The organism is Pseudomonas sp. MWU16-30316 (genome assembly GCF_020515645.1).
Lineage (GTDB): Bacteria > Pseudomonadota > Gammaproteobacteria > Pseudomonadales > Pseudomonadaceae > Aquipseudomonas > Aquipseudomonas cerasi.
In genome coordinates, this window is sequence record NZ_JAIZAZ010000003.1 from 358,469 (window position 1) to 384,789 (window position 26,321).

Consider the following 26,321-nt stretch of genomic DNA (forward strand, 5'->3'; position numbering starts at 1 on the left):
CTGCGCCGCTTTCACATCGCACCAATCTCCGGCTTGCCCGTTCTCGATCCGCCGTAAACCGGCGGATGCGTGACGATGTGCGTCAGGTCGACCGCCGAGGCCAGCAGTTTCTGTAGGTCCGGGCGTGGGCGAGACAAGCGTGGGTCATTCGCCGTCGCCTGTTCAAGCGCTTCGGCGCAGGCGAGCAGTTTTGCGTCGCCGCGGAACCCGCCGATCACCTGCAGCCCGAACGGCATGCCGTTGTGGTCGGTGCCGCAGGGCAGGGACAGCGCGGGGTTGGTGGTCAGGGTGATGGTGTAGCACAGCGCCAGCCAGCGATAGTAATTGTCCAGAGGCACGCCGTTGACTTCGCGCAGGTACAGCTCGCTCCAGGGGAAGGGCGAGACTGGCGTGGTGGGCGCGAGGATCAGGTCGTAGTGCTCGAATTGTTTCTGGAAGCCGCGAAAGATCCGGCTTTGCTCGCCATGCGCCTTGACGCAGTCCTGCAGTGACATCGCGGCACCCATGTCGAAATTGGCGCGGGTGTTGGGCCCCAGTGCATCAGGATCGCGGTCGTGAGCGTCCTGCAGCCCGGCGACGAACGCTTCGGCGCGCAGTACGTCGAAGGTGCGATGGGCGCTGGTCAGGTTCAGGTCGATGGCTTCGCAGGACTTGAACAGAGATTTCAGGGCGCTGATCTTTTCCCGAAAGACGGCACGGATTTTGTCATCCACAGCACACGTGCCGAAGTCTTCGCTGTAGCCAACGCGCAGCTGGCTGAGGTCGATCGGGCGCGGTGCGAACTCGTCGGCGGCGATGGCATAACTCAACGGATCGGACTGCCCCAACCCGGCGCTGGCGCGCAGTTGCAGCAGGGTATCGGCAACGTTGCGACCCATCGGGCCTACCACTGAAATCGGTGTCCAGCCAAGCTTCTTGCGTTCGCTCGGTACCAGCCCTGGTGAGGGACGCAGGCCGACGATACCGCACAGCGCGGCGGGAATGCGCAGCGAACCGCCGGTGTCCGAGCCGCTGCACAACGGCACCATGTCGACGGCCAGTGCGGCGGCGGATCCACCCGAGGAGCCGCCGGCGTTCAGTTCAGGATTGAACGGGTTACCGGTCGCGCCCCACACCACATTGCGGGTATTGGCACCTGCGCCCAGTTCCGGAACATTGGTCTTGCCGACCACGATTGCCCCGGCAGCACGCAGGCGTGCGACGAACAGGTTGTCCTGCGCGGGAATGTTGTCGCGAAACAGTTGCGAGCCGTAGGTGGTGAGTACCCCGGCGGTTTCTTCCAGGTCCTTGATGCCGATTGGCAGGCCATGCAGCAGCCCCAGTGGCTTGCCCTGCAGGACGGCATGTTCGGCCAGCAGTGCCTCGTCGCGGGCGCGCTCGAAACAGGTCGCGGCGAAGGCATTGAGCTTCGGGTTCAGACTTTCAATCCGCTCGATACAGGCGTCCAGCAATTCCACCGGAGAGAGCTGTTTATTGCCGATCAGCGCACGCAGTTCGGTGGCGGATTTACCGAGCAGCTCGGACGAATTTTGCATGGAGTGTTCTCCCGAATGTCATCGTTCCGCACGCTCCGCGTGGGAATGCATTTCGTGACGCTCTGCATCACACATTTGCGTCGCGCCTCTTTTTCCAGATTGGGCGCACGTGGGCAGTCTCTTCAAACATCCCCCAACGCCAGTATCGTCCCGACCAGCGCCTGGCCTCTGGGCACCAGGGTGTTCAGTTCCAGGTACTCGCGGTCGGTGTGAACCTTGCCGCCCACCGGGCCGAGGCCGCACAGGGTCGGGATCCCCAGGCTGGCGGTAAAACCCGAGTCGGCGCAGCCCCCGGTGAATTCGCCCTCCACGTTGAACCCCAGTTCCTGCGCAAGACCTTGATAAATACCCAGCAGTTCAGTGCTGTGCCGGGCTTCCATCGGCAGGAAGGTCGTGGCTTCCAGCAGTCTGGCTGACGTGCCGGGCAGTTCCTCTTCGGCGACGATCGCTTGCACGGCTGCAAGTATTTCCTCCCATTGCCGAAGCTCGACAAAACGCACATCGAGCTTCGCCGTGGCGCTGGGCGCTACCGTGTTGCTGGAGGTACCGCCAGAGATCAGCCCGACATTGGTGGTGATGCCCGCTGCATAATCAGTCAACGCATGCAACTTGATTACCTTGTGCGCCAGCGCCTGAATGGCACTGGCGCCGTCGGCATGATTGACTCCCGAATGCGCCGCGCGGCCGCTGACTTCGATAATCAGCGTGGCACCGCCTTTGCGCGCGCTGACCACATTGCCACTGGCGCGTCCCGGTTCGGGGTTAAGCACCGCGCGCGCCTGGCGGGCGTAGTGTTCGATGTGAGTGCGAGCGCTGGCGGAGCCGATTTCCTCGTCGCCGGTATACAGAATCTGCACCGGGAACGGCAGCGGGCCTGCGCGCTTCAAGGCCTTCAGCGCAAAGCAGTTGAGCACTAGTCCGCCTTTCATATCTGCCACGCCAGGGCCGTAGGCCAACTCACTGTCTTTTGTGTAGCCGCGTGTTGTGGTTGTGCCCTTGGGAAATACCGTGTCGCGATGACCCAGCAACAACACTGGTTTGCCGGGGCCACCGGGCAATTCAGCCAGCAGCACATCGCCGAAACCCTCAACCGGGATACGTTCGACGCTGATCCCGTCGGCCTGCAATTGCGCGGCGAGCAGTTCGCCGACCGCATCCACTCCGGCCTTGTCGTAACTGTTGGAATCGGTATCGACCAGGCGCTGCAGCAGCGCTTCCATCGCCTCATATTGCTCGGCCAGCCACGCGGTGGCGTGCAGTTGTGCCTCATTCATTCACTCAGCTCCTGTGCCCGCTGCTCCCGGGTCAGTCGTGCGCCGTCCGTGCCCAGGTCCCAGAACAGTCCGGCCATGATTTGCAGGCTCTCCTTGACCACCGGAGCCAGCAAGTGCTCGTCAGGTGCATGCTGCGAGCACGCCGGGTATGAGTGTGGCACCCAGACCGTCGGCAGGCCCAGCACTTCAGCGAATACGTCATTGGGCAGCGAACCGCCCAGATTGGGCAGCAGCGCGGGTTTCTTGCCCGTGGTGGTGGCCAGCGAATCCAGCGCCCAGCCGACCCACGGGCTGTCCGGTGACAGGCGCGTGGCGTGCATCACGTCCATGCGCGTCTGTCTGACCTCGACACGATCAAAGCCATGGGCATCCAGGTGCGCGCGCACCGCGGGGATGAACGCGTTGTAATCACTGTCGACCACAAAGCGAATGTGACACAACGCGTGAGCCTTGCCGGGAATGGCGTGTACCGGGGCGTCCGGGTTGCCGGTCTTGAAGGCGAGCACGTCGAGGGTGTTCCAGCCGAAGACCTTTTCGCTGAGCGACAGCGCCGGGTTGCCCCAGTCGGCGTCGATGTCCGGATCGCCAGGGCCGCCGCCGACCTCGATATCCGCCAATGCGGCCTTCACCGCGTCGGGGATGGCCTTGGGCATGAGCCCCGCGACTTTCACCCGGCCATGCTCATCGACCATGCTCGCGATGGCATTGGCCAGAATGATCCCCGGGTTGGCCAGCAGACCGCCCCAATTGCCGGAATGGTGCGCGCCTTCGCGCAGGTTCACCGTCAGCTCGAAGTTGAACACCCCGCGCGAGCCGAGAAACAGGGTAGGGCGTGCCGCTGCGAGGCGCGGGCCATCGGAGGCGATGAAGATGTCGGCGGCGAGTTCTTCTGCGTGCGCCTGGCAGAACGCGCTCAGGCCGGGGGAGCCATCTTCCTCGCCCATTTCCAGAAGCAGTTTGACGTTGAAACCCAGCTTGCCGTCGCGCGCCTTGAGGGTCTGCTCCAGTGCCGTCAGGTTGATCAGGTGCTGGCCCTTGTTGTCGGCGGTGCCACGTCCGTACCAGCGCTCGCCACGTTCGATCACCTGCCACGGCGACAGGCCTGTCTGCCATTGCGCGTCATAGCCGCGAACCACGTCACCGTGGCCGTAACTGAGCAGCGTTGGCAGTTCAGGGGCTTCGATGCGCGTGGCGATCATCAGCGGGCCGCGTCCGGCGACCGGGTTGTCATGCACGGTAACGCTGAAACCCAGACGCTCGACATGCGGGGTGATGAACTCATGAAGATAACGATACAGCTCGGGCAGGCTTTCGGCCTCTTGGCTCTGGGTCGGGTAGGCAACGCTTTTGCCGAGCAGGGCGAAAAACGCGCCGTTGTCGAACTGTTCAGTGACGTTTTCGATGGCGTGCGAACGGCTACTCATGAGGGCATCTGCTCCAGAGGTTTTGAGGTGTCGTGCAGGTGGCAGCGAACGGTTCCGCCTTCGATGCGGCCAATGGCCGGGGCTTTTTCCTTGCACTGGGGCATGCAGGCCGGGCAGCGCGGATGAAAGGCGCAGCCGGACGGCGGCGACATGGGATTGGGAAAGGCCCCGTGCAAACCCAGATCGGGAATGCCCAAGTGCGGGTCCGGGGTCAGCACCGAGTCCAGCAACGCCTGGGTGTAGGGATGGCCAGGCCGGGCGAACAATGATTCGCGGCTGCGCTCTTCGACGATCCGCCCCAGGTACATGACCGCCACGCGGTCGGCCAGATGTTCGATGACGGCCAGGTTATGGCTGATCAGCAGGTAAGTCAGGCCGAATTCCTGTTTGAGGTCCTGCAACAGATTGAGAATCTGTGCCTGCACTGAAACGTCCAGCGCCGAAGTCGGCTCGTCGCAGATCAATACATCCGGGCGCATCACCAGCGCCCGGGCAATCGCCACGCGCTGGCGCTGGCCACCGGAAAGCTGGCTCGGGTAACTGTCGATCACGCGCTTGGGCAAGCCGACCACGTCCATCATCGCTTCGGCGCGCTGGCGACGTTCGGCCGGGGTGCCGATGCCATGCACGATCAGCGGCAGCGTGACGATCTCGCGCAGGGTCTTGCGCGGGTTGAGTGACGAGTAGGGGTCCTGAAAGATCGGCTGAATGCGCCGCGCCATCTCCTTGCGGTCGGTACCGGCGAGGTGCTTGCCGTTGACCAGTACGTCGCCACTGCTGGGCGCAAGCAGCCCCAGCAGCATCTTCGCCAGGGTACTTTTACCGCAGCCCGATTCGCCGACCAGCCCGAGTGTTTCGCCACGCATCAGACGCAGCGACACGCCATCGACGGCTTTGAGCGTGGCATTGGGTTTGAAAAAGCCACGGCTGATGCTGAATTCGCGGCGTATATCGCACAGCTCCAGCGCGATGTCTTTCTTGACGCTGGCAGCCGGGACCTGTTTCACGGCGGTATTCATGACGGTACGCCCTCACGGTGAAACACAGGTTCGGCACCCGCTGCGGCAAACAGGCAGCGAGTCATATGGTTGTGGCTATTGATCGGCGGGACGTCGTCGGCACAGGCGGGGATCGCTTGCGGGCAGCGATTGCGAAATGCGCAGCCGTGTTGTTCGCCGACCAGGCTGGGCACCAGCCCCGGAATCGACCCCAGCGGCTGACCCGGTTGAGTGCGTCCGGGGATCGGTATGCTCGCCAGCAAGCCGCGGGTATAGGGGTGTTGCGGGTTCTCGAACAACTCGATGGCCGGGGCGGTTTCGACGATCTGCCCGGCGTACATCACCGCAACCCGGTCGGCGATACGTGCCACCAGCCCCAGGTCGTGGGTGATGAAGATCACGGCCAGACCCAGCTCCTTCTGAATGTCGCGGATCAGGCGCAGGATCTGTGCCTGAATGGTCACGTCCAGCGCAGTGGTCGGTTCGTCGGCGATGATCACGTCCGGTTCGCACATCAGGGCCATGGCGATGATTACCCGCTGGCGCAGGCCGCCCGACAGTTGATGCGGGTACTGACGCAGGCGCTCGCCCGCATTGCTGATCCCGACTTTCTCAAGCATCTGCGCGGCGCGCTGCAGGGCCTCCTTGCGGGACACCTTGCGGTGTCGGGTAAGCACTTCGCTGAGCTGATCGCCGATGCTGTAGGCCGGGTTCAGCGAGGTCATCGGCTCCTGAAAGATCATCGCCAGGCGGTTGCCGCGCAGGTCGCACATCTGCCGCTCGCTCTGGGTCAGCATGTCGATGCCGTCCAGGCTCAGTGTCGTTGCGGTACGCCGGGCCTTGCGCGGCAGCAGGTCCATGAGTGCCAGCGAAGTCAGGGATTTGCCGCAGCCGGACTCGCCGACGATGCACAGCATTTCGCCGCGCTCGACCTGAAAGTCCAGGCCGCGCACTGCGTGGAGCGTGTCTTGGCCGAGAGGAATCTCGACACGCAGGTTTTCAACATGCAACAGCGCCATGTGCGTATCTCCTCTGTCAGTTGCGCCCGTCGGGCAGGATCAGGTCGCGCAGGCCGTCACCGACCAGATTGATGCCCAGCACCAGCACCATCAGGGCGACGCCGGGAATGGCGATGACCCAAGGGGAAAAGAACATGTACGGTTTGCCCTCGGCGATCATCAGCCCCCATGAAGGAATGGGCGGCTGCACGCCGACCCCGAGAAACGACAGTGCCGACTCGAGGAGGATCGCGTGAGCCATTTCCAGGGTAGCGACAACGATCAGCGCGCCGACCAGATTGGGCAGGATTTCGCTGGCCAGAATGCGCAGCGTCGAGCAGCCCAGGGCCTGGGCCGAGGCGACGTATTCAGCGTCGCGAATCTGCTGCACGGCAGCGCGCACCACCACGGCAAAGCGGTCCCAGAGCAGGCAGCCAAGCAGCACGATCACCACTTTCAGCGAACCACCGATCAGCGACGCGGAGGCCAGCGCGATCATCACCACCGGCATCGCCAGGCGGGTGGTGATCAGATAGCTGATCACCGCGTCGGTCTTGCCGCCGAAGTAGCCGGCCAGCAGGCCCATGATGGTGCCGATAACGCCGGAAATCAGCGCCGCCGAGAAGCCGATGAACAGTGAGATGCGTGCGCCGTAGAGCAGTCGCGACAGGTAATCGCGGCCCAGTTTGTCGGTGCCCAGCACGTAGTCCCAGGTGCCGTTGGCCATCCAGACAGGCGGTTTCATGCGCAGCATCACGTCCTGCGCATAAGGGTCGTAGGGGGCGAGCCAGGGCGCGAACAGGGCGCCGAGCAGGATAATCAGCAGCAATACCGCGCCGATGGCGAAGCCGCGATGCGCGAAGCTGCTGCGTAATGTGCGCCAGACGCTGCGCGCCGGAGGCTGGTAATCGTTGATCAGCAGCGGCGATGAGGTGGTTGTGCTCATGGGGCCTCCTATTTCACGCGGATGCGCGGGTCGAGCAGTGCGTTGAGCACGTCGGCCAGCAGGGTGAGGACGATGTAGATCACCGCGATCAACAGCACGACCGCCTGCACCACCGGAAAGTCGTCACGGGCAATCGCGTCCCAGGCCAGCTGGCCAATGCCCTGTAGCGAGAAAACCGTCTCGATGACCACCGAGCCGCCGAGCATGAAACCAAACTCCACCGCGGCGAGGGCCACCACCGGAATCAGCGCGTTGCGCAGCGCATGCTTGAACAGGACGGTGGCGGGGCGCAGGCCCTTGGCCCGCGCGGTGCGGATGTAATCGGAGTTGAGCACGTCGAGCATGCCCGCACGGGTCAGGCGCATAATCGCGGGCGTGGCGTAGTAACCGAGGGCGATGGCCGGCATCACGAAGTGCGCCCAGGTCGAATTGCCCGACACCGGCAGCCATTTCAGGGTGACCGAAAACACCACGATCAACATCAGCGCGAACCAGAAACTGGGCATGGCCTGACCCAGTACCGCGATGCTCAGTGCCAGGCGATCGATCCACGTGTCGCGTTTCACGGCGGCCAGCACACCCAGCGGGATGGCGATCAGCAGCGCAATACTCAGGGCCATTGCGCCCAGCCCGAGGGTGATCGACAGGCGCGAGGCGATCAGGTTGTAAACCGACTCCTGGAAGAAGAACGAGTCGCCCAGATCAAGACGCACCACGTCGGCCAGCCATTCGAAATACTGCGTAACCAACGGCTTGTTGAGGCCGTACTGCACCCGGATCTGTTCGATCTGCTCGCTGGTGGCTTCCGGCCCGCCGATGGCAGTGGCCAGATCGCCGGACAGGTGCAGCAGGGAAAAGCTGATCACCGACACGGTAATCGCTACGCACAGGGCAATGCCCAGGCGGCGCAAGAGAAATCCGAACATGGCAAGTGACCTTGTGTTCAGGGAGTGACGGGGTGGCTGACCCAACTGCAAGGCGCGTCATGCGCTTCACAGCCAGGTTTGCCGACGGTCTTGGTCAGGCGCTTATTTCCAGCTCGACAGCACGAAGCGCGGCAACTCGTCCGGGTAAGGCTTGAAGTTCAGGTCCGAGACATAGGCGTAGTTCATCGAGTAGTTGAACAACGGCGCCCAGTAAGCCTGCTCGCTGATGCGTTGCAACGCCTTGCGGTAGTTGTCCTTGCGCACCTGCGGGTCCAGCGCGTTGTCGGCGGTCTGCAGCCAGCCCTGGACTTGCGGGTCCTTGATGTTGTCGTCGGGATTGCCCTTGAACCAGGTGCCGGCCGACGCCGAGGTATCGAGGATCGAGAACGAGCCCCACGCCTGGAACGACATCGGTACCTTGCCGCCACGCTGCTGATCACGCAGAGCAGCGTACTTCAGGTAGCGCAGCTTGGCGTTGATGCCCACGGCGCGCAGGTTGCCGATGATGGCCTCCACGTAATCGCGGTCACGGTAGGCGAAGATTTCGGTTTCAAAGCCGTTCGGGTAGCCGGCTTCGGCGAGCAGCGCCTTGGCCTTTGCCGGGTCGTAGTTGTAGACCGTGGCTGCGCTGGTGTCGCAACCGAACTGGCCAGGGTAGCAGGCGACCTGCAACGGCTTGCTCTCGCCGCCGACCAGTTGCGAGGCCAGACCGTCACGGTTGATCGCGTGGTTGATCGCCTGGCGCACCTTCAGGTGTTTCATCGGCGAATCGGCGCTGGAGGTGCCGCGCGCATCCAGAATCAGAAAACCTATACGCATGGTCGCGCCGCTGGTGACCACCAGATTGGGCATGGCCTTGAGGTTTTCCGCCTGATCCGGTGCAACCCGCCAGGTCCAGTCGACGCCGCCGGTCATCAGCTCGGCCAGACGCGTTTCGGCATCGGCGATCACCCGGAAGTTGATGTGACCGATCTTCGGTTGACCCTGTGGGCTGTCCTTGAAGTAGTCCGGGTTCTTGTCCATTTTCACGCCTTCGCCGGTGGCGATGGCCGTCACCTTGTAAGGCCCGGTGCCGATCGGTTTACGGCTGAAGCCTGCCAGCCCGACTTCTTCGAAGTATTTTTTCGGGAACATCGGTACGGCGTTGGAGAGGTATTCCAGCGCAGGCGGGAAAGGCTTTTTCAGGTGCAGACGAACGCTGTAGTCGCCCAGCTTTTCGGCGCTCTTGATCCAGTCGACATTTTGTACCGTGACCACCTTGGACTCTGGAGACACCACATAATTGAGGGTGAACACCACGTCATCTGCGGTGAACGGGTCGCCGTTGTGAAACTTCACGCCCTGGCGCAGCTGGAAATCGATGGTCGTATCGTCGACCTGTTTCCAGCTGGTGGCGAGCATCGGCTGGTACTCGCCATTGTCCGGGTTGCGGTAGACCAGGTTGTCCCAAATCAGGCGACCGAGGATCACGCCTTCGCGCAAATCGTTGTGATAGGGGCTGATGTTTTCCGGTTCGCTGTCGGAGGCGTAGACCAGTGTGTCGTCGGCCTTGCCGGCCAGGACGGAGAAACTGCTGAACAGGCTCAATAGCGCGATGCTGCGAGCGAAACCCTTGATTCCCATGCCGTCGTCTCCAAAAGGCAAAGTGGATGTATCAAAGGGCAGTGGGTCGCAAATGCGAGAAGAGGGGGGAAACAACGAGGCCGCAGTGTTCTTTTGATTGGGTTCTTTTGGTGAGTTGCGCCTCGACATGACTCTAGGCAAAGCGTATCAATGCCACAAGCACAATATTTCGAACCTTTCATTGCTGAAAAGGCAACGCAGGAGCAGTCATGCATCTCTACGGCGTACAGTCCACGGCCTTGCGCTACTTCCTCGAAGTGGCGCGGTGTGGATCGATCAGCGAAGCCTCGATCCGCCTCAATGTCGCGTCTTCGGCGGTCAGTCGACAGATCAGCAAACTGGAGCGGGAGCTGGACGCAGTGCTCTTTGAGCGCCAGGCGCGCGGCATGATGCTCAGCGAGGCGGGCGTTCGCCTGGCGGCCTACGCGCGCAAATCACAGCTTGAGGCCGAGCAGGTGGTGCTGGAAATCACCGAGCTGCAAGGCTTGCAGCGTGGGCATGTGCGCATCGCATGCTCGGAGGGCTTTGCCCTGGATTTTCTGCCGCAGTGCATTGCGCGTTTTCGGCGGCAGTATCAGGGTATCCATTTCTCGATGGAGGTCTGTGCTCCGGCGCAGGCCACCGAGCGGGTGCGCTCGGGCGACGCTGACCTGTGCCTGACCTTCAGCCTGACGCCGCAGAACGAGATCAAGGTCGAGCACATCCACAGCGGCGCGATCTGCGCGGTGGTCAGTCATAACCATCCGCTGGCCGCACGCAAGGAGGTTACGCTGGCTGAGTTGCAGCCTTACGCCATCGCCCTGACCAATACCGACACGACCTTGCGCCAGTTGTTTGATATCTGCTGCGGCGTGCAGGGCCTGCTGTTCGACCCGGTGCTGACCAGCAACTACATCGGCGCCTTGCTGCGGTTTGTTCGGGAGGAGGGCGGAATCAGCCTGTCCAGCGAAATGACCCTGGATAAACGCGCCCATGAGAAACAGCTCAAATCGCTGCCGATCAGCGACGATGGCATGAAGGCACGGCGTATCGAGTTGCAAAGCATGGCCGGGCGCAACCTGCCCGCAGCAGTCACTGCCTTCCGGGATTTTCTGATTGAGGAGCTGGCAAAGACCTGAGCCGCTGGCGGTGTTACGTGGGCGCCGTGCGGGGTGAGTAACGTTTGGTTGATGAAGTTAACAATCATGATGTTATAGTGTAACGAATTTATGGCCGTGCACTGTACGGCTGTGAACCGCCAACATCAGGCTTCGCCCGCGTGGTGAAGTTCGCCAAAGAGACGAACGACGCACATGAACAAACCTCTCCCGGATGTTGCCCTGACGGAAATTTCCCCGGCGCTGGTTTCACTCGACTGGGTCGGCATGCAAGGTGTGGAAGTGCCGATCAGACTGGCTGAAGCGGGCATCCGTCATCCTGTTCACGCGCATGTCGATCTGCAGGTCGATCTGGCTGACCCGAGCGTCAAGGGTATCCACATGTCGCGACTCTATCGGCTGCTCGACGGCTACGCCGAGCATCAGATCGTCAGCCCCTATACGTTGTCGGCCTTGCTGGAAGCCATGGTCGAGAGCCACCTCGACTGCCACTCCAGTCATGCCCGACTGATGCTGAGCTTCAATCTGCTGTGCCGCCGCCCGGCGTTGATTACCGAAGGGCTCAGCGGCTGGAAATCCTACCCCGTGAAGCTCGATGCCACCTGGCATGCCGGTCGGCTGTGCCTCGACAGTTCGGTGGATATCACCTACTCCTCCACCTGCCCGTGCTCGGCTGCATTGTCTCGCCAATTGCTGGAAGAGGCATTCGCAGCGCGCTTCGGCAGGCAGTCGTTTGTCGATCCGATGCAGGTCGCGAGCTGGCTGCGCGAGAACGCATCGTTTGCCACGCCGCACAGCCAGCGCAGCGTTGCGACGGTGCAGGTGCGGGTGGCGGACCAGGCGACCGAGCTGGGCCTGATGACGCTGATCGATCTTGTCGAACAGGCGTTGGGCACCCCGGTGCAAACCGCGGTCAAGCGTGCCGACGAGCAGGCCTTCGCGCGGCTCAACGGCCAGAACCTGATGTACGTCGAAGACGCTGCGCGCAAGGTCCAGCAAGCACTTGAAGGCCGCTATGCAGCTTCCAGCGTCAGTGTCCGCCACTTCGAAAGCCTGCATCCGCACGATGCCGCTGCCCAGACTTCCAACTACCTGTCCTGAGGTTTCATTCCGTGATCCGTAAAAATCCTTCCGGCCATCTGCCGGTCATTGCCGAGTCCGCCTACATCGATAAAACCGCGATCATCTGCGGCAAGGTGATCATCAAGGACAACGTATTTGTCGGCCCCTACGCCGTGATCCGCGCCGACGAAGTCGATGCCACCGGGGACATGGAGCCGATCGTCATCGGGGCCAATTCCAACATTCAGGACGGCGTGGTGATCCATTCGAAATCAGGTGCTGCTGTCACCATCGGCGAGTTCACCTCGATTGCCCACCGCTCCATCGTGCACGGACCTTGCATGGTCGGAGATCGCGTGTTCATCGGTTTCAATAGCGTGTTGTTCAATTGCCAGGTCGGCAACGGCAGCGTGGTCAGGCACAACTCGGTGGTCGATGGTCGCGATTTGCCGGAGCACTTTTACGTGCCGTCCACCACCCGGATCGGGCCGGGCACTGACCTTTCGCAATTTCCACCGGTGAGCATTTCGGCTTCGGAATTTTCCGAAGATGTGGCGCACACCAACATTGATCTGGTGCGCGGCTACAAGGCGCTTCAGAACGAGTTCTGACCCAGGACACCCTTGACTCATTGCACTTCCGCCCACGGATCTGGATCTTTCATGACAACAGCTGTTCACTCAACCCGGGCACCCGCATCACGGCTGCGCTCGATCGATGCTCTGCGCGGGCTGATCATTCTTTTCATGTTGCTGGACCATGTCCGCGAAACGTTCTTCATGCACCACCAGGTCATCGACCCGATGGACGTCACGACCACCGCGCCGGAGCTGTTTTTCAGCCGGACGCTGGCGCATTTGTGTGCGCCACTGTTCGTCCTGCTGACCGGGCTTTCGGCGTTTCTCTACGGCGAGAAACATCAGGGCAAAAGCGACGTTTCGGCGTTCCTGCTCAAGCGCGGACTGTTTCTGATTGCGCTGGAATTCACGCTGGTGAGCTTTGCCTGGACCTTCCAGTTCCCGCCAACCATCATCTACCTGCAAGTGATCTGGGCCATCGGCCTGAGCATGGTGGCGCTGTCGTTGATGGTGTTTCTGCCGCGCTGGGCGCTGGTGGTCATCGGTGTGGTGATCATTGCCGGGCATAACCTGCTGGACACGGTGCATTTCGGTGTCGAGTCGGCCATGCACGTGCCGTGGGCGGTCCTGCACGACCGTGGCTGGATCGAGGCTTCCGATAACCTGCGCTTGCGCACGTCGTATCCGTTGTTGCCGTGGATCGGCATCATCGCACTGGGCTACGCCGCAGGCCCCTGGTTCTCAAGCAGCTACGACGCGGCGAAACGCCGTGCGAATCTGTGGAAGTGTGGGGCAGGGGCACTGCTTGGCTTCGTGGTCCTGCGCCTGATCAACGGCTACGGTGAAAAACCGTGGAGCGTCGGCGACAGCGGCATACAGACGGTCATGAGCTTCTTCAACATCACCAAATACCCGCCCTCGCTGCTGTTCATCTGCCTGACGCTGGGGATTGGTCTGCTGATCCTCATCGCCTTCGAACGCAGTCAGGAGAAAAGCGGGTTAAGGCCGCTGGTGGTGCTCGGTTCGGCGCCGATGTTTTTCTACCTGCTGCACCTTTACGTGCTGAAAGTCCTGTACCTGATTGCCTTGGCGATCTGGGGCACCAATCAGGGCACGTACTTCGGTTTCGACCACATGTGGGGAGTCTGGCTGACCTCGGTGGTACTGGCCGTTCTGCTGTTCCCGGCGGTGCGCTGGTTCGCCGCGCTCAAGGCACGTCGTCGGGATATCAGCTGGCTGAAATACTTCTAGTCCCCGCAACAGCGGTACGCCTGCTGGCGTACCGCGTCTCGCCTGGCGTCAATCTCCGTGCGCCCCATAATTCATGATCGACAGCAGTTTGATCGGCACCTGCACCAGTTGCTCGGGGCCATGGGGGATGTCGCCGTCGAAGGTCAGACTGTCACCGGCCTGCATCGGATACAACTGGTTGCCGTGGCGGTAGATCAGCTCGCCTTCCAGCAGGTGCAGAAACTCCGTACCTGGGTGTGAAAAGGTCGGAAACTCTTCGCTGGCATCGTCCATCGTCACCATGTACGCCTCGAAACTCTTCTTCGGTCCACGGGTATGGTTGAGCAGGTGATAGGTGTGGCCTTTCTCGGTGCCGCGCCTCACCACTTCGAGTCCTTCATCGGCCTTCACCAGCAAGGCACTGCTGCCTTGCTGGTCGTACTGGCTGAACAGTTTGGACATGGGCATGCCCAGCACGTCGCACAGGCGGCTGAGGTTGTCGAGGCTGGTCGAGACCTGCGCGTTCTCGATCTTGCTCAGCATGCCCTGGCTGATGCCGGCGATGCGCGCCACGTCGGCGAGCTTCAGTTCCTGAGCCTGGCGCTGACGCTTGATCTGAATGCCCAGGTACTGCTCGAGCTTCAATTTCGGATGAGGGTCGGTCGGCATATTCATCGGCTTTGCACAGTTTCCGTTCAATAATTTTTATTTCGCACTGGGAATGTGCGTTTTGAAGCAGCCTTGGTCTGGCCGAGTCGCAGATTATTCCCAGAGGGAAAACGAGTTTCCCATATAAACAGCCGAATTACCCCTCCCGAGTCACTTCGTTTAAATGGCATACCAAACTGGCAAGCGCCTTGCATTCCTAAAGGGAAAGTAACTTTCCTGTTCGGAATATATCCCGAGAGGCAGTGAACAGCGGTCCTTCCCTGAAACGTTTTGCTTTTGCCAGGAGACACGTCCCATGTTGCCACCCGAAACACAGCGTCTGATCGAACAGCACGGCATCAAGTACGTACTGGCTCAGTTCGTCGACATTCATGGTTCGGCCAAGACCAAATCCGTTCCTGTGACAGGTCTGGAAATGGTTGCAGAGGACGGCGCCGGTTTTGCCGGTTTCGCGATCTGCGGCATGGGCATGGAGCCTCACGGGCCAGACTTCATGGCCAAGGGCGATCTGTCGTCGCTGACACCCGTGCCGTGGCAGCCGGGCTATGGACGTGTGGTGTGCATCGGCCATGTGGATGGCAAGCCCTGGCCCTATGACAGCCGCTACGTGCTGCAGCAGCAGGTCGAACGCCTCAGTCAGCGTGGCTGGACCCTCAATACCGGTCTGGAGCCCGAGTTCAGCCTGTTCAAGCGCGATGTCACCGGCAGCCTGCAGATGGTCGATGCCAGCGATAACCTCGACAAGCCCTGCTACGACTACAAGGGGCTGTCGCGCTCTCGCGAGTTTCTCGAGCGCTTGACCGAGGCATTGCAGCCGGTGGGTTTCGACATCTATCAGATCGATCATGAAGATGCCAACGGCCAGTTCGAGATCAATTACACCTACAGCGAGGCCATGGAGTCGGCTGACCGTTTCACCTTCTTCCGCATGGCCGCCGGAGAGATCGCCAATGACATGGGCATGATCTGCTCGTTCATGCCCAAGCCCGACCCCAAGCGTGCCGGCAACGGCATGCACTTTCACCTGTCGATCGCCAGTGCCAGCAACAAGAACCTGTTCCACGATGCCAGTGACCCGAGTGGGATGGGGTTGTCGAAGCTGGCCTATCACTTCGCTGCGGGCCTGCTGGCTCATGGGCCTGCGCTGTGTGCCTTTGCCGCGCCCACGGTCAACTCCTACAAACGCCTGGTGGTCGGCAATTCACTTTCGGGCGCCACCTGGGCCCCGGCTTTCATTGCCTTTGGTGCCAACAACCGCTCGGCGATGGTACGCGTGCCCTATGGCCGCCTGGAGTTTCGTCTGCCCGACGCCGGGTGCAATCCGTATCTCGTCAGTGCCGCAATCATTGCCGCAGGGCTGGACGGCATCGACCGGCAACTGGAGATCGATCACGTCTGCAACGAGAACCTCTACACACTGAGCCTCGAAGAGATTGCCGCACGGGGCATCAAGACCCTGCCGCAGTCGCTCAACGAAGCCTGCGATGCATTGCAGGCCGATCCGTTGTTTGGCGAAGTGCTGGGCAGCGAGATTGTCGATGAATTCATCCGCCTCAAGCGCATGGAGTGGGTGGAATACAGCCGCCACGTGAGCGATTGGGAAGTGAAGCGCTATATCGAGTTTTTCTAGCTGCACGTTTCAGGCTTCAGGCTGCAAGAAGAAGCTGGATTGCGGCGAATTTGATTTTTCTGTCTATGCGGTTGGCTTGCAGCGTGAAGCTTGCCGCTCCCGAACAAGGTGAGGCTTATGTGCGGAATCGTTGGTTTGTATCTGAAAAACCCGGCGCTGGAGTCGCAACTCGGCAAGTTGTTCGAGCCGATGCTCGAAGCCATGACCGACCGCGGACCGGACAGTGCCGGGTTCGCCATCTATGGCGATGAAGTGGCGCAGGGCTGGGTCAAGCTGACCTTGCAGGCCACTAACGAACAGTATGATTTCACGGCGTTGATCGCGGCGCTGCAAGACAGGTTGAGCGCGCCTCTGGACTGGTTTCAGAACGCCAGCGCCGTGGTCTTGAAGATTCAGGCCGAAGAAGCCCCGGTGCGTGCCGCGCTGGCGGAACTGGCACCGAGCGTGCGCATCATGAGTGCCGGGCAGAGCATCGAGATCCTCAAGGGCATGGGCCTGCCGCGGGAGATTTCCGAACGCTTCGGTCTGGCGTCCATGAAAGGCAGTCACATCATCGGCCACACGCGCATGGCCACCGAAAGCGCCGTGACCATGGAGGGCAGTCATCCATTTTCCACGGGCTCCGACCTGTGCCTGGTGCACAACGGCTCGTTGTCCAATCACTTTCGTCTGCGCCAGAACCTGCGCCGCGAAGGCATTCACTTCGAGACCGACAACGACACCGAAGTGGCGGCGGGGTATCTGGCCTGGCGTCTGCAACAGGGCGACAGCCTGAAACAGGCGCTCGACAAGTCGCTCGAAGACCTTGATGGCTTCTTTACCTTCGCCATCGGCACACGCAATGGCTTTGCGGTGATTCGCGACCCGATCGCCTGCAAACCGGCGATCCTTGCCGAAACCGATGACTACGTCGCCATGGCTTCGGAATATCAGGCGCTGTCCAGCCTGCCGGGGATCGAAAACGCCAGGGTCTGGGAACCGGTCCCGGCCACCATGTACATCTGGGAACGCGAGCCAGCCGAGGGAGCACGTCCATGAAAACCGTCGATCTTTCCAGCGCCACCGTGCGTGATCTCAATCAGGCCCTGCACGACCAGGTCAAGGAATTGCAGGACCGCGAATGGCTGGTCACGCATCCCGATGGCGCACACAACCTGGCGGTCGGCGTCAACGAAGCCATCTCCATCGATATCCAGGGCCACGCGGGTTACTACTGCGCGGGGATGAACCAGAAAGCGTCGATCACTGTGCACGGCAACGTCGGCGTCGGCTGCGCGGAAAACATGATGTCCGGCGCTGTGCGGGTCAAGGGCAGCGCCTCGCAGGCGGCCGGTGCGACGGCACATGGCGGCTTGCTGGTGATTGAAGGCGATGCCGGAGCGCGTTGCGGTATTTCCATGAAAGGTATCGACATTGTGGTCGGCGGCAGCATCGGCCACATGAGCTGCTTCATGGGCCAGGCCGGTCGGCTGGTGGTCTGTGGCGACGCCGGTGATGCGCTGGGCGACTCGTTGTATGAAACGCGGATCTACGTCAAAGGCAAGGTCGAGTCACTGGGCTCTGACTGCATCGCCAAGGAGATGCGTGAAGAGCATCTGCAGGAGCTGCAGGAGTTGCTCAATCGCGCTGGCTTCAACGAGAAGGCAGCGGATTTCAAACGCTACGGCTCGGCCCGTCAGCTTTACAACTTCAAAGTCGATAACGCCTCCGCGTACTGATTCAGGAGCATTACCATGAGCGACCCCATCAGCCACAAACCTGCTCCAGTCCTGCGCGAATCGGCCACCTTCGATCGCCTGACCATTCAGGAAATCCAGCGCGCTGCGGAAACCGGCATCTACGACATTCGCGGTGGCGGCACCAAGCGCAAGCTGCCGCACTTCGACGACCTGTTGCTGCTCGGCGCCAGCGTGTCGCGCTACCCGCTGGAAGGCTACCGCGAGAAGTGCGGGACCGACGTGGTGCTCGGCAATCGTTTTGCCAAGAAGCCGTTGTACCTGAAAATTCCGGTAACCATTGCAGGCATGAGTTTCGGCGCGTTGTCGGCCAACGCCAAGGAAGCACTGGGCCGTGGCGCAACCATCGCGGGAACCAGCACCACCACCGGCGACGGCGGCATGACCCCGGAAGAGCGTGGCCAGTCGCAGCATCTGGTCTATCAGTACCTGCCATCGCGTTATGGCATGAACCCGGACGATCTGCGCAAGGCCGACGCCATCGAGATCGTCCTGGGGCAGGGCGCCAAACCGGGCGGCGGTGGCATGTTGCTGGGCATGAAAGTCACCGAGCGTGTGGCTGGCATGCGTACCTTGCCGGTCGGCGTCGATCAGCGCTCGGCATGCCGTCACCCGGACTGGACAGGCCCTGACGATCTGGCGATCAAGATTGCCGAGATTCGCGAGATCACCGACTGGGAAAAACCGATCTACGTCAAGATCGGTGCCAGCCGTCCTTACTATGACGTGAAACTGGCCGTGAAAGCCGGCGCCGACGTGATCGTACTCGACGGCATGCAGGGCGGTACGGCGGCGACTCAGGAAGTGTTCATCGAACACGTCGGCATCCCGATTCTGCCTGCCATCCCGCAAGCCGTGCAGGCGCTGCAGGAGATGGGCATGCATCGCAAGGTGCAGTTGATCGTCTCCGGCGGCATCCGCAACGGCGCCGACGTGGCCAAGGCCATGGCGCTGGGTGCCGACGCAGTGGCGATCGGCACGGCGGCGCTGATAGCGCTGGGCGACAACCATCCGCGGCTCGACGAAGAACTGAGAAAGATCGGCTCGGCAGCGGGTTACTACGACGACTGGCAGAACGGCCGTGACCCGGCGGGCATCACCACCCAGGACCCGGAACTGTCCAAACGTCTCGACCCGGTCGAAGGCGGTCGGCGTCTGGCCAACTACCTGCGCGTACTCGTCCTCGAAGCCCAGACCATGGCCCGCGCGTGCGGTAAATCACACCTGCACAACCTCGACCCGGAAGATCTGGTGGCACTGACCGTCGAATCAGCCGCCATGGCCCGAGTGCCCCTGGCCGGGACATCGTGGATTCCGGGGTCTGGCTCTGGGTACTGACGCCATAACGGGCTTTTCGACCGCGATGGCACCGACTGACGCCATAACGTGCTTTTCGATCACGATGGCACAGACGACGCAGAGTGCGACGTAAGTGACGGCTGAGTCCTGGCGCTGATCCGGGGGTAGCCTGGCATGACACCGGGCTAGCCGCACCGGGCCCAGGCTGTGTAAAAACTACTGCGCTTGGCAATACTGCGTTAAAAACAGGCGAAAAATGCTCATTTAGAACACCCAGAGTCGGTCGCGACCCCGGCCGTTTTCGCCTGTTTTTGCCTTGTCTTGCCTTCGCTCGTGACGTTTTTACACACCTTGGGCCATGGATGGCCCGTTGCGGCGCCCCCCGGATCAGTGACAGGGAAGGAACCCGACGAAGCCGGGCCGGAAACAGGAGCGAAGGGATTTGCCTACTTCGGCCCCATCAAAGTAGGTCGCCGAGGGGCGAAAAGGTGACTCAAGTCGAGCCTGAATCTCACTGAGTCGCAGAACTGTGTGACGCGGAGCGTCACGAAATGCATTACCACGCGGAGCGTGGCAACGAGAACCTTGGTGGTTAAGCCCCGCTTTCGGGCTCATCGGACTTATATATAACGCCATTCGCGCAACGAGAACTTGACCCACAAGAGGCCGAAGAGCCTCGCCTGTCCCAATGAACCTCTTTGCTGCCAGACACTTTCCATTCATTTGCGGGAGCTTTGAACATGGTCAATCGTCTACACGGCAAATCCCTTACAGCTTTACTCGCGCTCGGCGCCTTTGCTCCGATTGCGCAGGCAGCTGACGCCCCCGTACTGAACACCGGCAGCACGGCCTGGATGGTCACCGCAGCCGTGCTGGTGCTGTTCATGTGCCTTCCGGGGCTGGCACTGTTTTACGGTGGGCTGGTACGGGCCAAGAACATGCTCTCGCTGTTCACCCAGTGTTTCGGCATTGCCGGAGTGGTAGGCGTGCTGTGGGTCATCTATGGCTACAGCATGGTGGTGGACACCAGCAACATGGTCGAAGGGCAAGTGAGTTTCAATAGTTTCGTGGGCGGTCTGAGTCGTGCGTTTCTGGCCGGCATGACGCCCGACAGCCTGGTCGGCGACATCCCTGAAGGGGTATTCGTGACCTTTCAGATGACCTTTGCGATCATCACTCCGGCGCTGATTGCCGGGGCCTTCGCCGAACGCATGAAGTTCTCTGCGGCGTTGCTGTTCATGGCTCTGTGGTTCACCCTGGTGTATGCGCCTGTCGCGCATATGGTCTGGGGTGGCGCAGGCGCCTTGATGCACAACTGGGGCGTGCTGGACTTCGCCGGCGGCACAGCAGTGCACATCAACGCCGGTGTCGCCGCACTGGCGGCATGCCTGGTACTGGGCAAGCGCAAGGGTTATCAGAACGCCCCGATGCCGGCGCACAACCTTAGCCTGACCATGGCCGGCGCGGCGATGCTCTGGGTCGGCTGGTTCGGTTTCAACATCGGTTCCGGTGGCGGCCTGAACGGCACCTCCGGCATCGTCATGCTCAACACGCAAGTGGGGGCGTGCGCCGGGATACTCGGCTGGATGTTCACCGAGTGGTTCAAGGTCGGCAAGCCCAGCGCCCTGGGTCTGGCAAGCGGCGCATTGGCGGGCCTGGTCGGCATCACCCCGGCGTGTGCCTACGTCGGAGTCGGCGGAGCGCTGGCCATCGGCGTGCTGTGCGGAGTGTTCTGCTACCTGAGCGTGACTGTGCTGAAGAAACGCCTGGGCTATGACGACAGCCTCGACGTCTTCGGCCTGCACGGCATCGGCGGCATGATCGGAGCAGTACTGACCGGCGTGTTCTGCGTACCCTCACTGGGCGGTCTGGTGCCCGATGTCAGCATGGGCGCCCAAGTAATTGCCCAGATCAAAGGCGTGCTGTTCACCACGGTCTACTGCTTCGCGGTCAGCTGGGTCATCCTCAAGGCTGTGCAGGCACTGATCGGCCTGCGCGCGCATGAGTCAGTGGAAGAAATGGGTCTGGACCTGGCCGAGCATAACGAGCGGGCCTACAACCATTGAGAAGGCTGTCGGATCAGTGTCAGGGCGAGGGAACCCGACGAAGTCGGGCCGGAAACGGAGCTGCGTGTTTTGCCTGCTTTGGTCCATCAAAGCAGGTCGCCGAGGGGAGAAAAGGTGACCTGAGTCGACCGCCAATCCACCTGACAAAGAAAGATCGCTGTGTGACGCAGAGCGTCACGAACTGCATGCCAACGCGGAGCATTGGCACGATAAGCAGTTGGATTTGCGCATAACGTTGAGCGCAGAGCGTGGGGACGATAATCAATACAGCCTGGAGACCGCGCGCTCAGCTCAACGAAACACCGGCACCACGTGCTTGATGAACAGCTCAAGCGACTTTTTCTTCTCGGCGTGCGGCAGGCTGTTGTCGCACCAGAAGCTGAACTCGTCGACACCTAACTCTTGATAATGACGAATGCGCGGAATGATCTCCTCAGGAGTACCGATCATGGTGTTCTTGCGGATATTCTCCAGCTCGAACTCCGGACGTTCCTTGAACTTCTCTTCCGGGCTGGGGGCCAGAAAACCGTTGACCGGCGTCTGTTTATTGCCGAACCATGCGTCGAAAGTGCGGTAGAACTTCGCGATGGCAGTGGCGCCCACTTTCCAGCCTTCAGGATCGTCTGCGGCATGCACATGCGTGTGGCGCAGTACCATCAATTGCGGGCGGGGCACGTCGGGATTGTTGGCCAGCGCGGCTGCGAACTTGTTCTTCAGGTCGACAACTTCTTCGTCACCCTTCATCAACGGGGTGACCATCACGTTACAGCCGTTCTGCACGGCGAAATTGTGCGAGTCAGGGTCGCGCGCAGCGATCCACATCGGCGGCGTGTTGATCGGCTTGGGCACGGAAGTCGAGGTCGGGAATTTCCAGATATCGCCGTCGTGGGCGTAGTCACCCTGCCACAGCGCACGTACCACCGGGACCATTTCACGCAACGCCTTGCCGCCTTCGGAGGCCGGCATGCCACCGGCCATGCGGTCGAACTCCACTTGATAGGCGCCGCGTGCCAGGCCGACTTCCATACGCCCGTTACTGATCACGTCCAGCAGCGCGCATTCACCCGCGACCCGCAATGGGTGCCAGAACGGCGCAATGATGGTGCCGGCGCCCAGATGAATCTGTGTGGTCCTGGCCGCCAGATACGCCAGCAACGGCATCGGGCTTGGCGAGATGGTGTATTCCATCGCGTGGTGTTCGCCTATCCAGACTGTGCTGAAGCCGCCTTGCTCGGCCATCAGCGTCAGCTCGGTCAGGTCCTCGAACAGCTGGCGATGACTGACACTTTCATCCCAGCGCTCCATGTGCACGAACAACGAAAACTTCATGACACTTACCTCGCTTAAATCCTGGCGCCTGCACCGGCGTGATGAGTTATTGTTGTCTGATGGTATACCGTAATACTTTCGGTGCAAGTGTTTTTTGCGCTGCTGCTCCCTGCTGTAAAACCCAACGGCAGGAACGAAAAAAGCGCCTCATGGGAGGCGCTTTCGGATGTCGCATATTCAGCCGGGGCAGGATTGATCAGGTCAGAATCAACTGCAGGCCTCGGATTCGATGTAGTCGGCCGTGGAGTCGCGAATCACCGGTCCCATGCCACTCACGGCCTTTGCCTGTTCCATGATTTCCAGCGTGGAACCGGTGCCGACCAGGTTCACCGTGTGGTTGGCGCAGTTATAGACCCGCTTGAAGTAGATCACCCCGAGCATGCCTTCACGCCGGGTGATCACCACGCGTTCCTTTGCGCTGCCGCTTTTCTCTACCAGTGCGTGCTGGCCGGTTGGATCATGAGGTATGGATATGCTTTTGCCTTCGGCATGCGCCGAAAGGGCAGGGATCATCAGGGCCAGAAAACAGGCATGCAATTTCATCGGTGCTCCTGCAGATGAATGCGGTTTCATTGGATCCAAAATTTACCTCAGCCATGCGATTCTGGATAGCAGGGCGAGCTGCCTCTCGTCGGCTTGTTTTCAGCGAATCACGTCCTGCGCATGGTCAGGAAATCCGCAAAGCTGTTGCTCCGCCAACAGCAGTTCCACACCCTGGCTTGACACGGACAGTTGGCGCTGCAAGTCAGCTGTCGCAACGCTTTGATATGCCAGTGTTTTATTGAATGGCACGGTTGCTGCTCTGTGGATGTGCAGTCCCTTGTGCTTAATGCGCTCGGGAAGCTTGCAGCCAGAGGAGTACCGATATGAGCCAATCGTCCATAAAATTTGCGTACTGGGTACCCAACGTCAGCGGTGGGCTGGTAGTCAGCAAGATCGAACAGCGCACCAGCTGGACCATCGACTACAACCGCAAGCTGGCGCAGATCGCCGAGCAGTCCGGTTTCGACTACGCGCTGACGCAAATTCGCTTTACCGCCGGTTATGGCGCCGAATTCCAGCATGAATCCGTAGCCTTCAGCCATGCGCTACTCGCGGCCACCGAGAAGCTCAAGGTCATTGCCGCGATATTGCCCGGGCCATGGACCCCGTCGGTGGCCGCCAAGCAACTGGCGACCATCGATCAGCTCACCGCCGGGCGCGTGGCGGTCAATATTGTCAGCGGCTGGTTCAAGGGCGAGTTTCAGGCTATCGGAGAGCCCTGGCTGGAGCATGATGAACGTTATCGCCGCTCCGAGGAGTTCATCCGCGCCCTCAAGGGGATCTGGACCACCGACAACTTCACTTTCAAGGGGGATTTCTATCGCTTCCATGATTACACCCTCAAGCCCAAGCCGATCCAGCGTCCTCACCCGGAAATCTTTCAGGGCGGCAGCTCGCGGGCCGCACGTGATATGGCGGCGCGGGTGTCGGACTGGTATTTCACCAACGGCAATACCGTCGAAGGCATCAAGGCCCAGGTCGATGACATCCGAGCCAAGGCTGCCGCGAACGGGCATTCGGTGAAGATCGGTGTGAATGCTTTCATCATTGCCAGGGATACCGAAGAAGAGGCGCGTGCCGTGCTGGCCGAAATCGTCGAAAAAGCAGATCCGGAAGCCGTCAACGCCTTTGGTGATGCCGCGAAGCAGGCGGGCAAGGCCAGTCCGGAAGGCGAGGGCAACTGGGCCAAATCCACCTTTCAGGATCTGGTGCAGTACAACGATGGCTTCAAGACCAACCTGATTGGCACGCCGCGGCAGATTGCCGAGCGCATCGTCGAACTCAAGTCCGTTGGCGTAGACCTGGTGCTTTCAGCGTTCCTGCATTTCCAGGAAGAAGTCGCCTATTTCGGCCAGCACGTATTGCCTCTGGTACGCGAACTGGAAGCCGCTGCACAACGCAAGCCTGTCGCCGAGACGGCTTGACCCCCCCGCCAATAACGACAACCCGCCATGCCCTTGTAAGCCGGCCGCGCTTACAGCCCTCCATAAAATCAGGCGCCACTGTGATCCAGTGTGCGCCTGCTTTCGTATGTTCATCCCCGATCAACCCATAGACAGCTGTACGTGGCATTATGATGCCACTCACTGGCATGCTTTTATCGATGCCAGGCCTTCCAGGTATGGCCGAGCACTTGCCGACAATGGCAGTTAGTAGCGAAAGGATTGTCGATGGCCCCTGAGCAATCAGGTCCGGTTTTCAGAAAAACCAGATGCACTGGTTCTCACCTGTTGTGGAGGCAAGTTTTGAAACGCGACCTTCGGCTTGCGTCATGGCTGATCTTCGTAGTGTGCGCCTGCGTGGTGATGTTGATGGCCTGGCAAGCATGGACCGCACGCCGCAACACCCTGGAAAACATCCAGACCAGCACGATCAATCTGGCTGGAGCGCTAAGCACCTATACGGATGGCATTTTCAAGCAAAGCGAGCTGATGCTGATCGGCCTGACGGAGCGTGTCGAAAAGGACGGCGTCGGGCCTGAACAGATCGAGCGTCTCAGGTGGGTCATTGCGCGTGAAATGGGCGCGCTGCCGCAGATCGATACCGTGTCGCTGTACAACGCCGACGGGATTTGCATCTTCTCGAGCAATCCCAGGGTTATCGGCATCAACAGCGCGCAGCGCGAGTTCTTTCAGCACCACCTGAAGATGCCTGACAAAGCCCCTTACATCGGTCCGACGATTCGCAGCCGTGCCTCCGGCGAATGGGTCATATCGGTCAGCAGACGCATCAATAATACCGACGCGAGTTTTGCCGGGCTGATGGTCGCCACCATCGGTGTCGACCACCTGTTGAAGTTCTATTCGGACATCAAGGTCGGGCAAACCGGTATTATCAGTCTGACGTCGACCGCCGGGCAGTTGCGGGTGCGCTATCCCCATCTGGAGCAGGAGATCGGTCGCGATCTGTCATCGACGCCCATTTTCAGGTCGGAACGCGGCCGAGTGTCAGGTACCGCCCAGTTCGTTTCCAGGATTGACGGTGTTGCGCGTTTTTATGCGTTCAAACGCAGTGATGTCTACCCGATCGTCACCGTGGTTGCGCTGGGTCAGAAAGAAGCCATGCTCGACTGGCTGGGCCAGACCAAACAGTCCATTCTGGTCATGCTGGTGCTGCTCGGACTGGTGATCGGACTCGGCGTTCGTCTGATTGGGCACATTCACAGCCGCATACGCGCAGAAGACCAGTTGCTCGATTCACAGGCAGCCCTGATCCAGCTCAACCAGCACCTGGAGTTGATTGCCTCCGAAGACAAGCTGACCGGGCTGGCCAATCGCAGACGTTTCGATCAGTTTCTGGAAGTCGAATTCAAGCGCGCCAGACGCGAGCGCAGCCTGCTGTCGCTGATTTTGATCGATGCCGATCATTTCAAACGCTACAACGATCATTACGGCCACCTGGCCGGTGACGAATGCCTGATTGCGCTGGCCCGAGTGGTTGAGCAGTTCATTCGTCGTCCCAGCGACGTCGCCGCCCGTTATGGCGGTGAAGAGATCGCCGTGGTGTTGCCAGGTACTGACGAGTCGAACGCTCGCCAGGTGGCCGAGAACATCCTGCAGGCCATCCGTGACGAGCAGATCGAGCATCCCGCCAGCCCGTTTGGCATCGTGACGATCAGCCTCGGTGTCGCGACATTCGTCGGCACCGATCGCCAACTCGATCAGCGTGGCCTGATTGAGCTTGCCGACCGCGCGTTGTATGCCGCCAAGTCGCAGGGTCGCAACCGGGTGAATGTCGCGTCGGAAATCGCGACCGGCACATTACCGGCCTGGACCCGCGTCAAGTCCTCTACGGACGCGCAAGCCGACACGGAGCCAAGGTCGGGCCAGCGGGATTGATACCCGCTGGCCGCTTGCTG

Annotated in this window: 22 protein-coding genes; 11 read left to right on the plus strand and 11 right to left on the minus strand. The window is 60.8% G+C overall.

Features of this window, described 5'->3' with window-relative positions; genetic code table 11:
* Positions 1-11: 11 nt before the first annotated feature.
* The 8 genes from LCH65_RS12730 to LCH65_RS12765 form a co-directional block, all read right to left on the minus strand.
* Positions 12-1,535 (minus strand): amidase, encoded by a 1,524-nt coding sequence (locus tag LCH65_RS12730; RefSeq protein WP_054081824.1) that lies wholly within the window; start codon positions 1,533-1,535, stop codon positions 12-14.
* Between the two features lie 122 nt (positions 1,536-1,657).
* A complete protein-coding gene (locus LCH65_RS12735; protein ID WP_226439519.1) occupies positions 1,658-2,809 on the minus strand; it encodes a M20 family metallopeptidase in 1,152 nt (383 codons plus the stop codon).
* Entirely contained in the window at positions 2,806-4,233 is a 1,428-nt protein-coding gene (locus tag LCH65_RS12740; RefSeq protein WP_003367195.1) for a M20 family metallopeptidase, read from the minus strand. The genes LCH65_RS12735 and LCH65_RS12740 overlap by 4 nt, the downstream gene beginning before the upstream one ends.
* Positions 4,230-5,252 carry an oligopeptide/dipeptide ABC transporter ATP-binding protein gene (locus LCH65_RS12745; protein WP_003432910.1) on the minus strand — a complete coding sequence of 341 codons (1,023 nt, stop codon included), beginning with the start codon at positions 5,250-5,252 and terminating at the stop codon, positions 4,230-4,232. Before LCH65_RS12745 ends, LCH65_RS12740 begins: the two co-directional genes overlap by 4 nt.
* Positions 5,249-6,250, minus strand: coding sequence for an ABC transporter ATP-binding protein (locus LCH65_RS12750; RefSeq protein ID WP_004418028.1), 1,002 nt, complete (start codon positions 6,248-6,250; stop codon positions 5,249-5,251). The genes LCH65_RS12745 and LCH65_RS12750 overlap by 4 nt, the downstream gene beginning before the upstream one ends.
* Before the next feature lie 16 nt (positions 6,251-6,266).
* Positions 6,267-7,175 carry an ABC transporter permease gene (locus LCH65_RS12755; RefSeq protein WP_003367201.1) on the minus strand — a complete coding sequence of 303 codons (909 nt, stop codon included), beginning with the start codon at positions 7,173-7,175 and terminating at the stop codon, positions 6,267-6,269.
* A gap of 8 nt (positions 7,176-7,183) precedes the next feature.
* Positions 7,184-8,101 carry an ABC transporter permease gene (locus LCH65_RS12760; protein ID WP_002553855.1) on the minus strand — a complete coding sequence of 306 codons (918 nt, stop codon included), beginning with the start codon at positions 8,099-8,101 and terminating at the stop codon, positions 7,184-7,186.
* Between the two features lie 102 nt (positions 8,102-8,203).
* Complete coding sequence (locus tag LCH65_RS12765; protein WP_003367204.1) at positions 8,204-9,724, minus strand: ABC transporter substrate-binding protein; 1,521 nt, start codon at positions 9,722-9,724, stop codon at positions 8,204-8,206.
* 209 nt (positions 9,725-9,933) lie between these two features.
* Between LCH65_RS12765 and LCH65_RS12770 the strand changes: the two genes are divergently transcribed.
* The 4 genes from LCH65_RS12770 to LCH65_RS12785 all read left to right on the plus strand — a co-directional run bounded on the left by LCH65_RS12770 (position 9,934) and on the right by LCH65_RS12785 (position 13,712).
* Positions 9,934-10,842 carry a LysR substrate-binding domain-containing protein gene (locus tag LCH65_RS12770; protein ID WP_226439520.1) on the plus strand — a complete coding sequence of 303 codons (909 nt, stop codon included), beginning with the start codon at positions 9,934-9,936 and terminating at the stop codon, positions 10,840-10,842.
* Between the two features lie 174 nt (positions 10,843-11,016).
* Positions 11,017-11,922 (plus strand): GTP cyclohydrolase FolE2, encoded by a 906-nt coding sequence (gene folE2 / locus LCH65_RS12775; protein WP_054081820.1) that lies wholly within the window; start codon positions 11,017-11,019, stop codon positions 11,920-11,922.
* 11 nt (positions 11,923-11,933) lie between these two features.
* Positions 11,934-12,494, plus strand: a complete 561-nt coding sequence (locus LCH65_RS12780; protein ID WP_003367212.1) for a carbonate dehydratase — start codon at positions 11,934-11,936, stop codon at positions 12,492-12,494.
* Between the two features lie 51 nt (positions 12,495-12,545).
* Positions 12,546-13,712 (plus strand): DUF1624 domain-containing protein, encoded by a 1,167-nt coding sequence (locus tag LCH65_RS12785; protein ID WP_003432906.1) that lies wholly within the window; start codon positions 12,546-12,548, stop codon positions 13,710-13,712.
* 48 nt (positions 13,713-13,760) lie between these two features.
* On the opposite strand, the gene LCH65_RS12790 is transcribed toward LCH65_RS12785, so the two are convergent.
* Positions 13,761-14,366: a helix-turn-helix domain-containing protein gene (locus LCH65_RS12790; RefSeq protein WP_003423969.1), complete on the minus strand. Its 606-nt coding sequence runs from the start codon at positions 14,364-14,366 to the stop codon at positions 13,761-13,763.
* 289 nt (positions 14,367-14,655) lie between these two features.
* Between LCH65_RS12790 and glnT the strand changes: the two genes are divergently transcribed.
* The 5 genes from glnT (at position 14,656) to LCH65_RS12815 (ending at position 21,091) form a co-directional block, all read left to right on the plus strand.
* Complete coding sequence (gene glnT, locus LCH65_RS12795) at positions 14,656-15,990, plus strand: type III glutamate--ammonia ligase (protein ID WP_003367219.1); 1,335 nt, start codon at positions 14,656-14,658, stop codon at positions 15,988-15,990.
* Between the two features lie 117 nt (positions 15,991-16,107).
* Positions 16,108-17,028, plus strand: a complete 921-nt coding sequence (locus LCH65_RS12800) for a glutamine amidotransferase family protein (RefSeq protein ID WP_226439521.1) — start codon at positions 16,108-16,110, stop codon at positions 17,026-17,028.
* A complete protein-coding gene (locus tag LCH65_RS12805) occupies positions 17,025-17,708 on the plus strand; it encodes a protein glxC (protein WP_003367221.1) in 684 nt (227 codons plus the stop codon). Before LCH65_RS12800 ends, LCH65_RS12805 begins: the two co-directional genes overlap by 4 nt.
* 15 nt (positions 17,709-17,723) lie before the next feature.
* Positions 17,724-19,064 carry an FMN-binding glutamate synthase family protein gene (locus tag LCH65_RS12810; RefSeq protein WP_003367224.1) on the plus strand — a complete coding sequence of 447 codons (1,341 nt, stop codon included), beginning with the start codon at positions 17,724-17,726 and terminating at the stop codon, positions 19,062-19,064.
* A gap of 701 nt (positions 19,065-19,765) precedes the next feature.
* Complete coding sequence (locus LCH65_RS12815) at positions 19,766-21,091, plus strand: ammonium transporter (protein WP_003432903.1); 1,326 nt, start codon at positions 19,766-19,768, stop codon at positions 21,089-21,091.
* Between the two features lie 291 nt (positions 21,092-21,382).
* Here LCH65_RS12815 and LCH65_RS12820 read toward each other — a convergent pair whose 3' ends face one another.
* On the minus strand, positions 21,383-22,420 hold the full coding sequence (locus LCH65_RS12820; RefSeq protein ID WP_072364772.1) for an LLM class flavin-dependent oxidoreductase: 1,038 nt from the start codon (positions 22,418-22,420) through the stop codon (positions 21,383-21,385).
* Between the two features lie 207 nt (positions 22,421-22,627).
* The gene (locus LCH65_RS12825; protein ID WP_003432901.1) at positions 22,628-22,963 is read right to left on the minus strand and encodes a hypothetical protein; all 336 of its coding nucleotides are present in this window, start codon (positions 22,961-22,963) and stop codon (positions 22,628-22,630) included.
* A gap of 323 nt (positions 22,964-23,286) precedes the next feature.
* On the opposite strand from LCH65_RS12825, the gene sfnG reads away from it, so the two are divergent.
* The gene (sfnG, locus tag LCH65_RS12830) at positions 23,287-24,387 is read left to right on the plus strand and encodes a dimethylsulfone monooxygenase SfnG (protein WP_003432900.1); all 1,101 of its coding nucleotides are present in this window, start codon (positions 23,287-23,289) and stop codon (positions 24,385-24,387) included.
* Positions 24,388-24,708: 321 nt separating this feature from the next.
* A complete protein-coding gene (locus LCH65_RS12835) occupies positions 24,709-26,301 on the plus strand; it encodes a sensor domain-containing diguanylate cyclase (RefSeq protein ID WP_003367236.1) in 1,593 nt (530 codons plus the stop codon).
* Positions 26,302-26,321 lie beyond the last annotated feature (20 nt).

Coding starts and splice junctions, on each gene's coding strand:
- LCH65_RS12730 (WP_054081824.1), bottom strand. CDS start 1,535: ATGCAAAATTCGTCCGAGCTGCTCGGTAAATCCGCCACCGAACTGCGT.
- LCH65_RS12735 (WP_226439519.1), bottom strand. CDS start 2,809: ATGAATGAGGCACAACTGCACGCCACCGCGTGGCTGGCCGAGCAATAT.
- LCH65_RS12740 (WP_003367195.1), bottom strand. CDS start 4,233: ATGAGTAGCCGTTCGCACGCCATCGAAAACGTCACTGAACAGTTCGAC.
- LCH65_RS12745 (WP_003432910.1), bottom strand. CDS start 5,252: ATGAATACCGCCGTGAAACAGGTCCCGGCTGCCAGCGTCAAGAAAGAC.
- LCH65_RS12750 (WP_004418028.1), bottom strand. CDS start 6,250: ATGGCGCTGTTGCATGTTGAAAACCTGCGTGTCGAGATTCCTCTCGGC.
- LCH65_RS12755 (WP_003367201.1), bottom strand. CDS start 7,175: ATGAGCACAACCACCTCATCGCCGCTGCTGATCAACGATTACCAGCCT.
- LCH65_RS12760 (WP_002553855.1), bottom strand. CDS start 8,101: ATGTTCGGATTTCTCTTGCGCCGCCTGGGCATTGCCCTGTGCGTAGCG.
- LCH65_RS12765 (WP_003367204.1), bottom strand. CDS start 9,724: ATGGGAATCAAGGGTTTCGCTCGCAGCATCGCGCTATTGAGCCTGTTC.
- LCH65_RS12770 (WP_226439520.1), top strand. CDS start 9,934: ATGCATCTCTACGGCGTACAGTCCACGGCCTTGCGCTACTTCCTCGAA.
- folE2 (WP_054081820.1), top strand. CDS start 11,017: ATGAACAAACCTCTCCCGGATGTTGCCCTGACGGAAATTTCCCCGGCG.
- LCH65_RS12785 (WP_003432906.1), top strand. CDS start 12,546: ATGACAACAGCTGTTCACTCAACCCGGGCACCCGCATCACGGCTGCGC.
- LCH65_RS12790 (WP_003423969.1), bottom strand. CDS start 14,366: ATGAATATGCCGACCGACCCTCATCCGAAATTGAAGCTCGAGCAGTAC.
- glnT (WP_003367219.1), top strand. CDS start 14,656: ATGTTGCCACCCGAAACACAGCGTCTGATCGAACAGCACGGCATCAAG.
- LCH65_RS12800 (WP_226439521.1), top strand. CDS start 16,108: ATGTGCGGAATCGTTGGTTTGTATCTGAAAAACCCGGCGCTGGAGTCG.
- LCH65_RS12805 (WP_003367221.1), top strand. CDS start 17,025: ATGAAAACCGTCGATCTTTCCAGCGCCACCGTGCGTGATCTCAATCAG.
- LCH65_RS12810 (WP_003367224.1), top strand. CDS start 17,724: ATGAGCGACCCCATCAGCCACAAACCTGCTCCAGTCCTGCGCGAATCG.
- LCH65_RS12815 (WP_003432903.1), top strand. CDS start 19,766: ATGGTCAATCGTCTACACGGCAAATCCCTTACAGCTTTACTCGCGCTC.
- LCH65_RS12820 (WP_072364772.1), bottom strand. CDS start 22,420: ATGAAGTTTTCGTTGTTCGTGCACATGGAGCGCTGGGATGAAAGTGTC.
- LCH65_RS12825 (WP_003432901.1), bottom strand. CDS start 22,963: ATGAAATTGCATGCCTGTTTTCTGGCCCTGATGATCCCTGCCCTTTCG.
- sfnG (WP_003432900.1), top strand. CDS start 23,287: ATGAGCCAATCGTCCATAAAATTTGCGTACTGGGTACCCAACGTCAGC.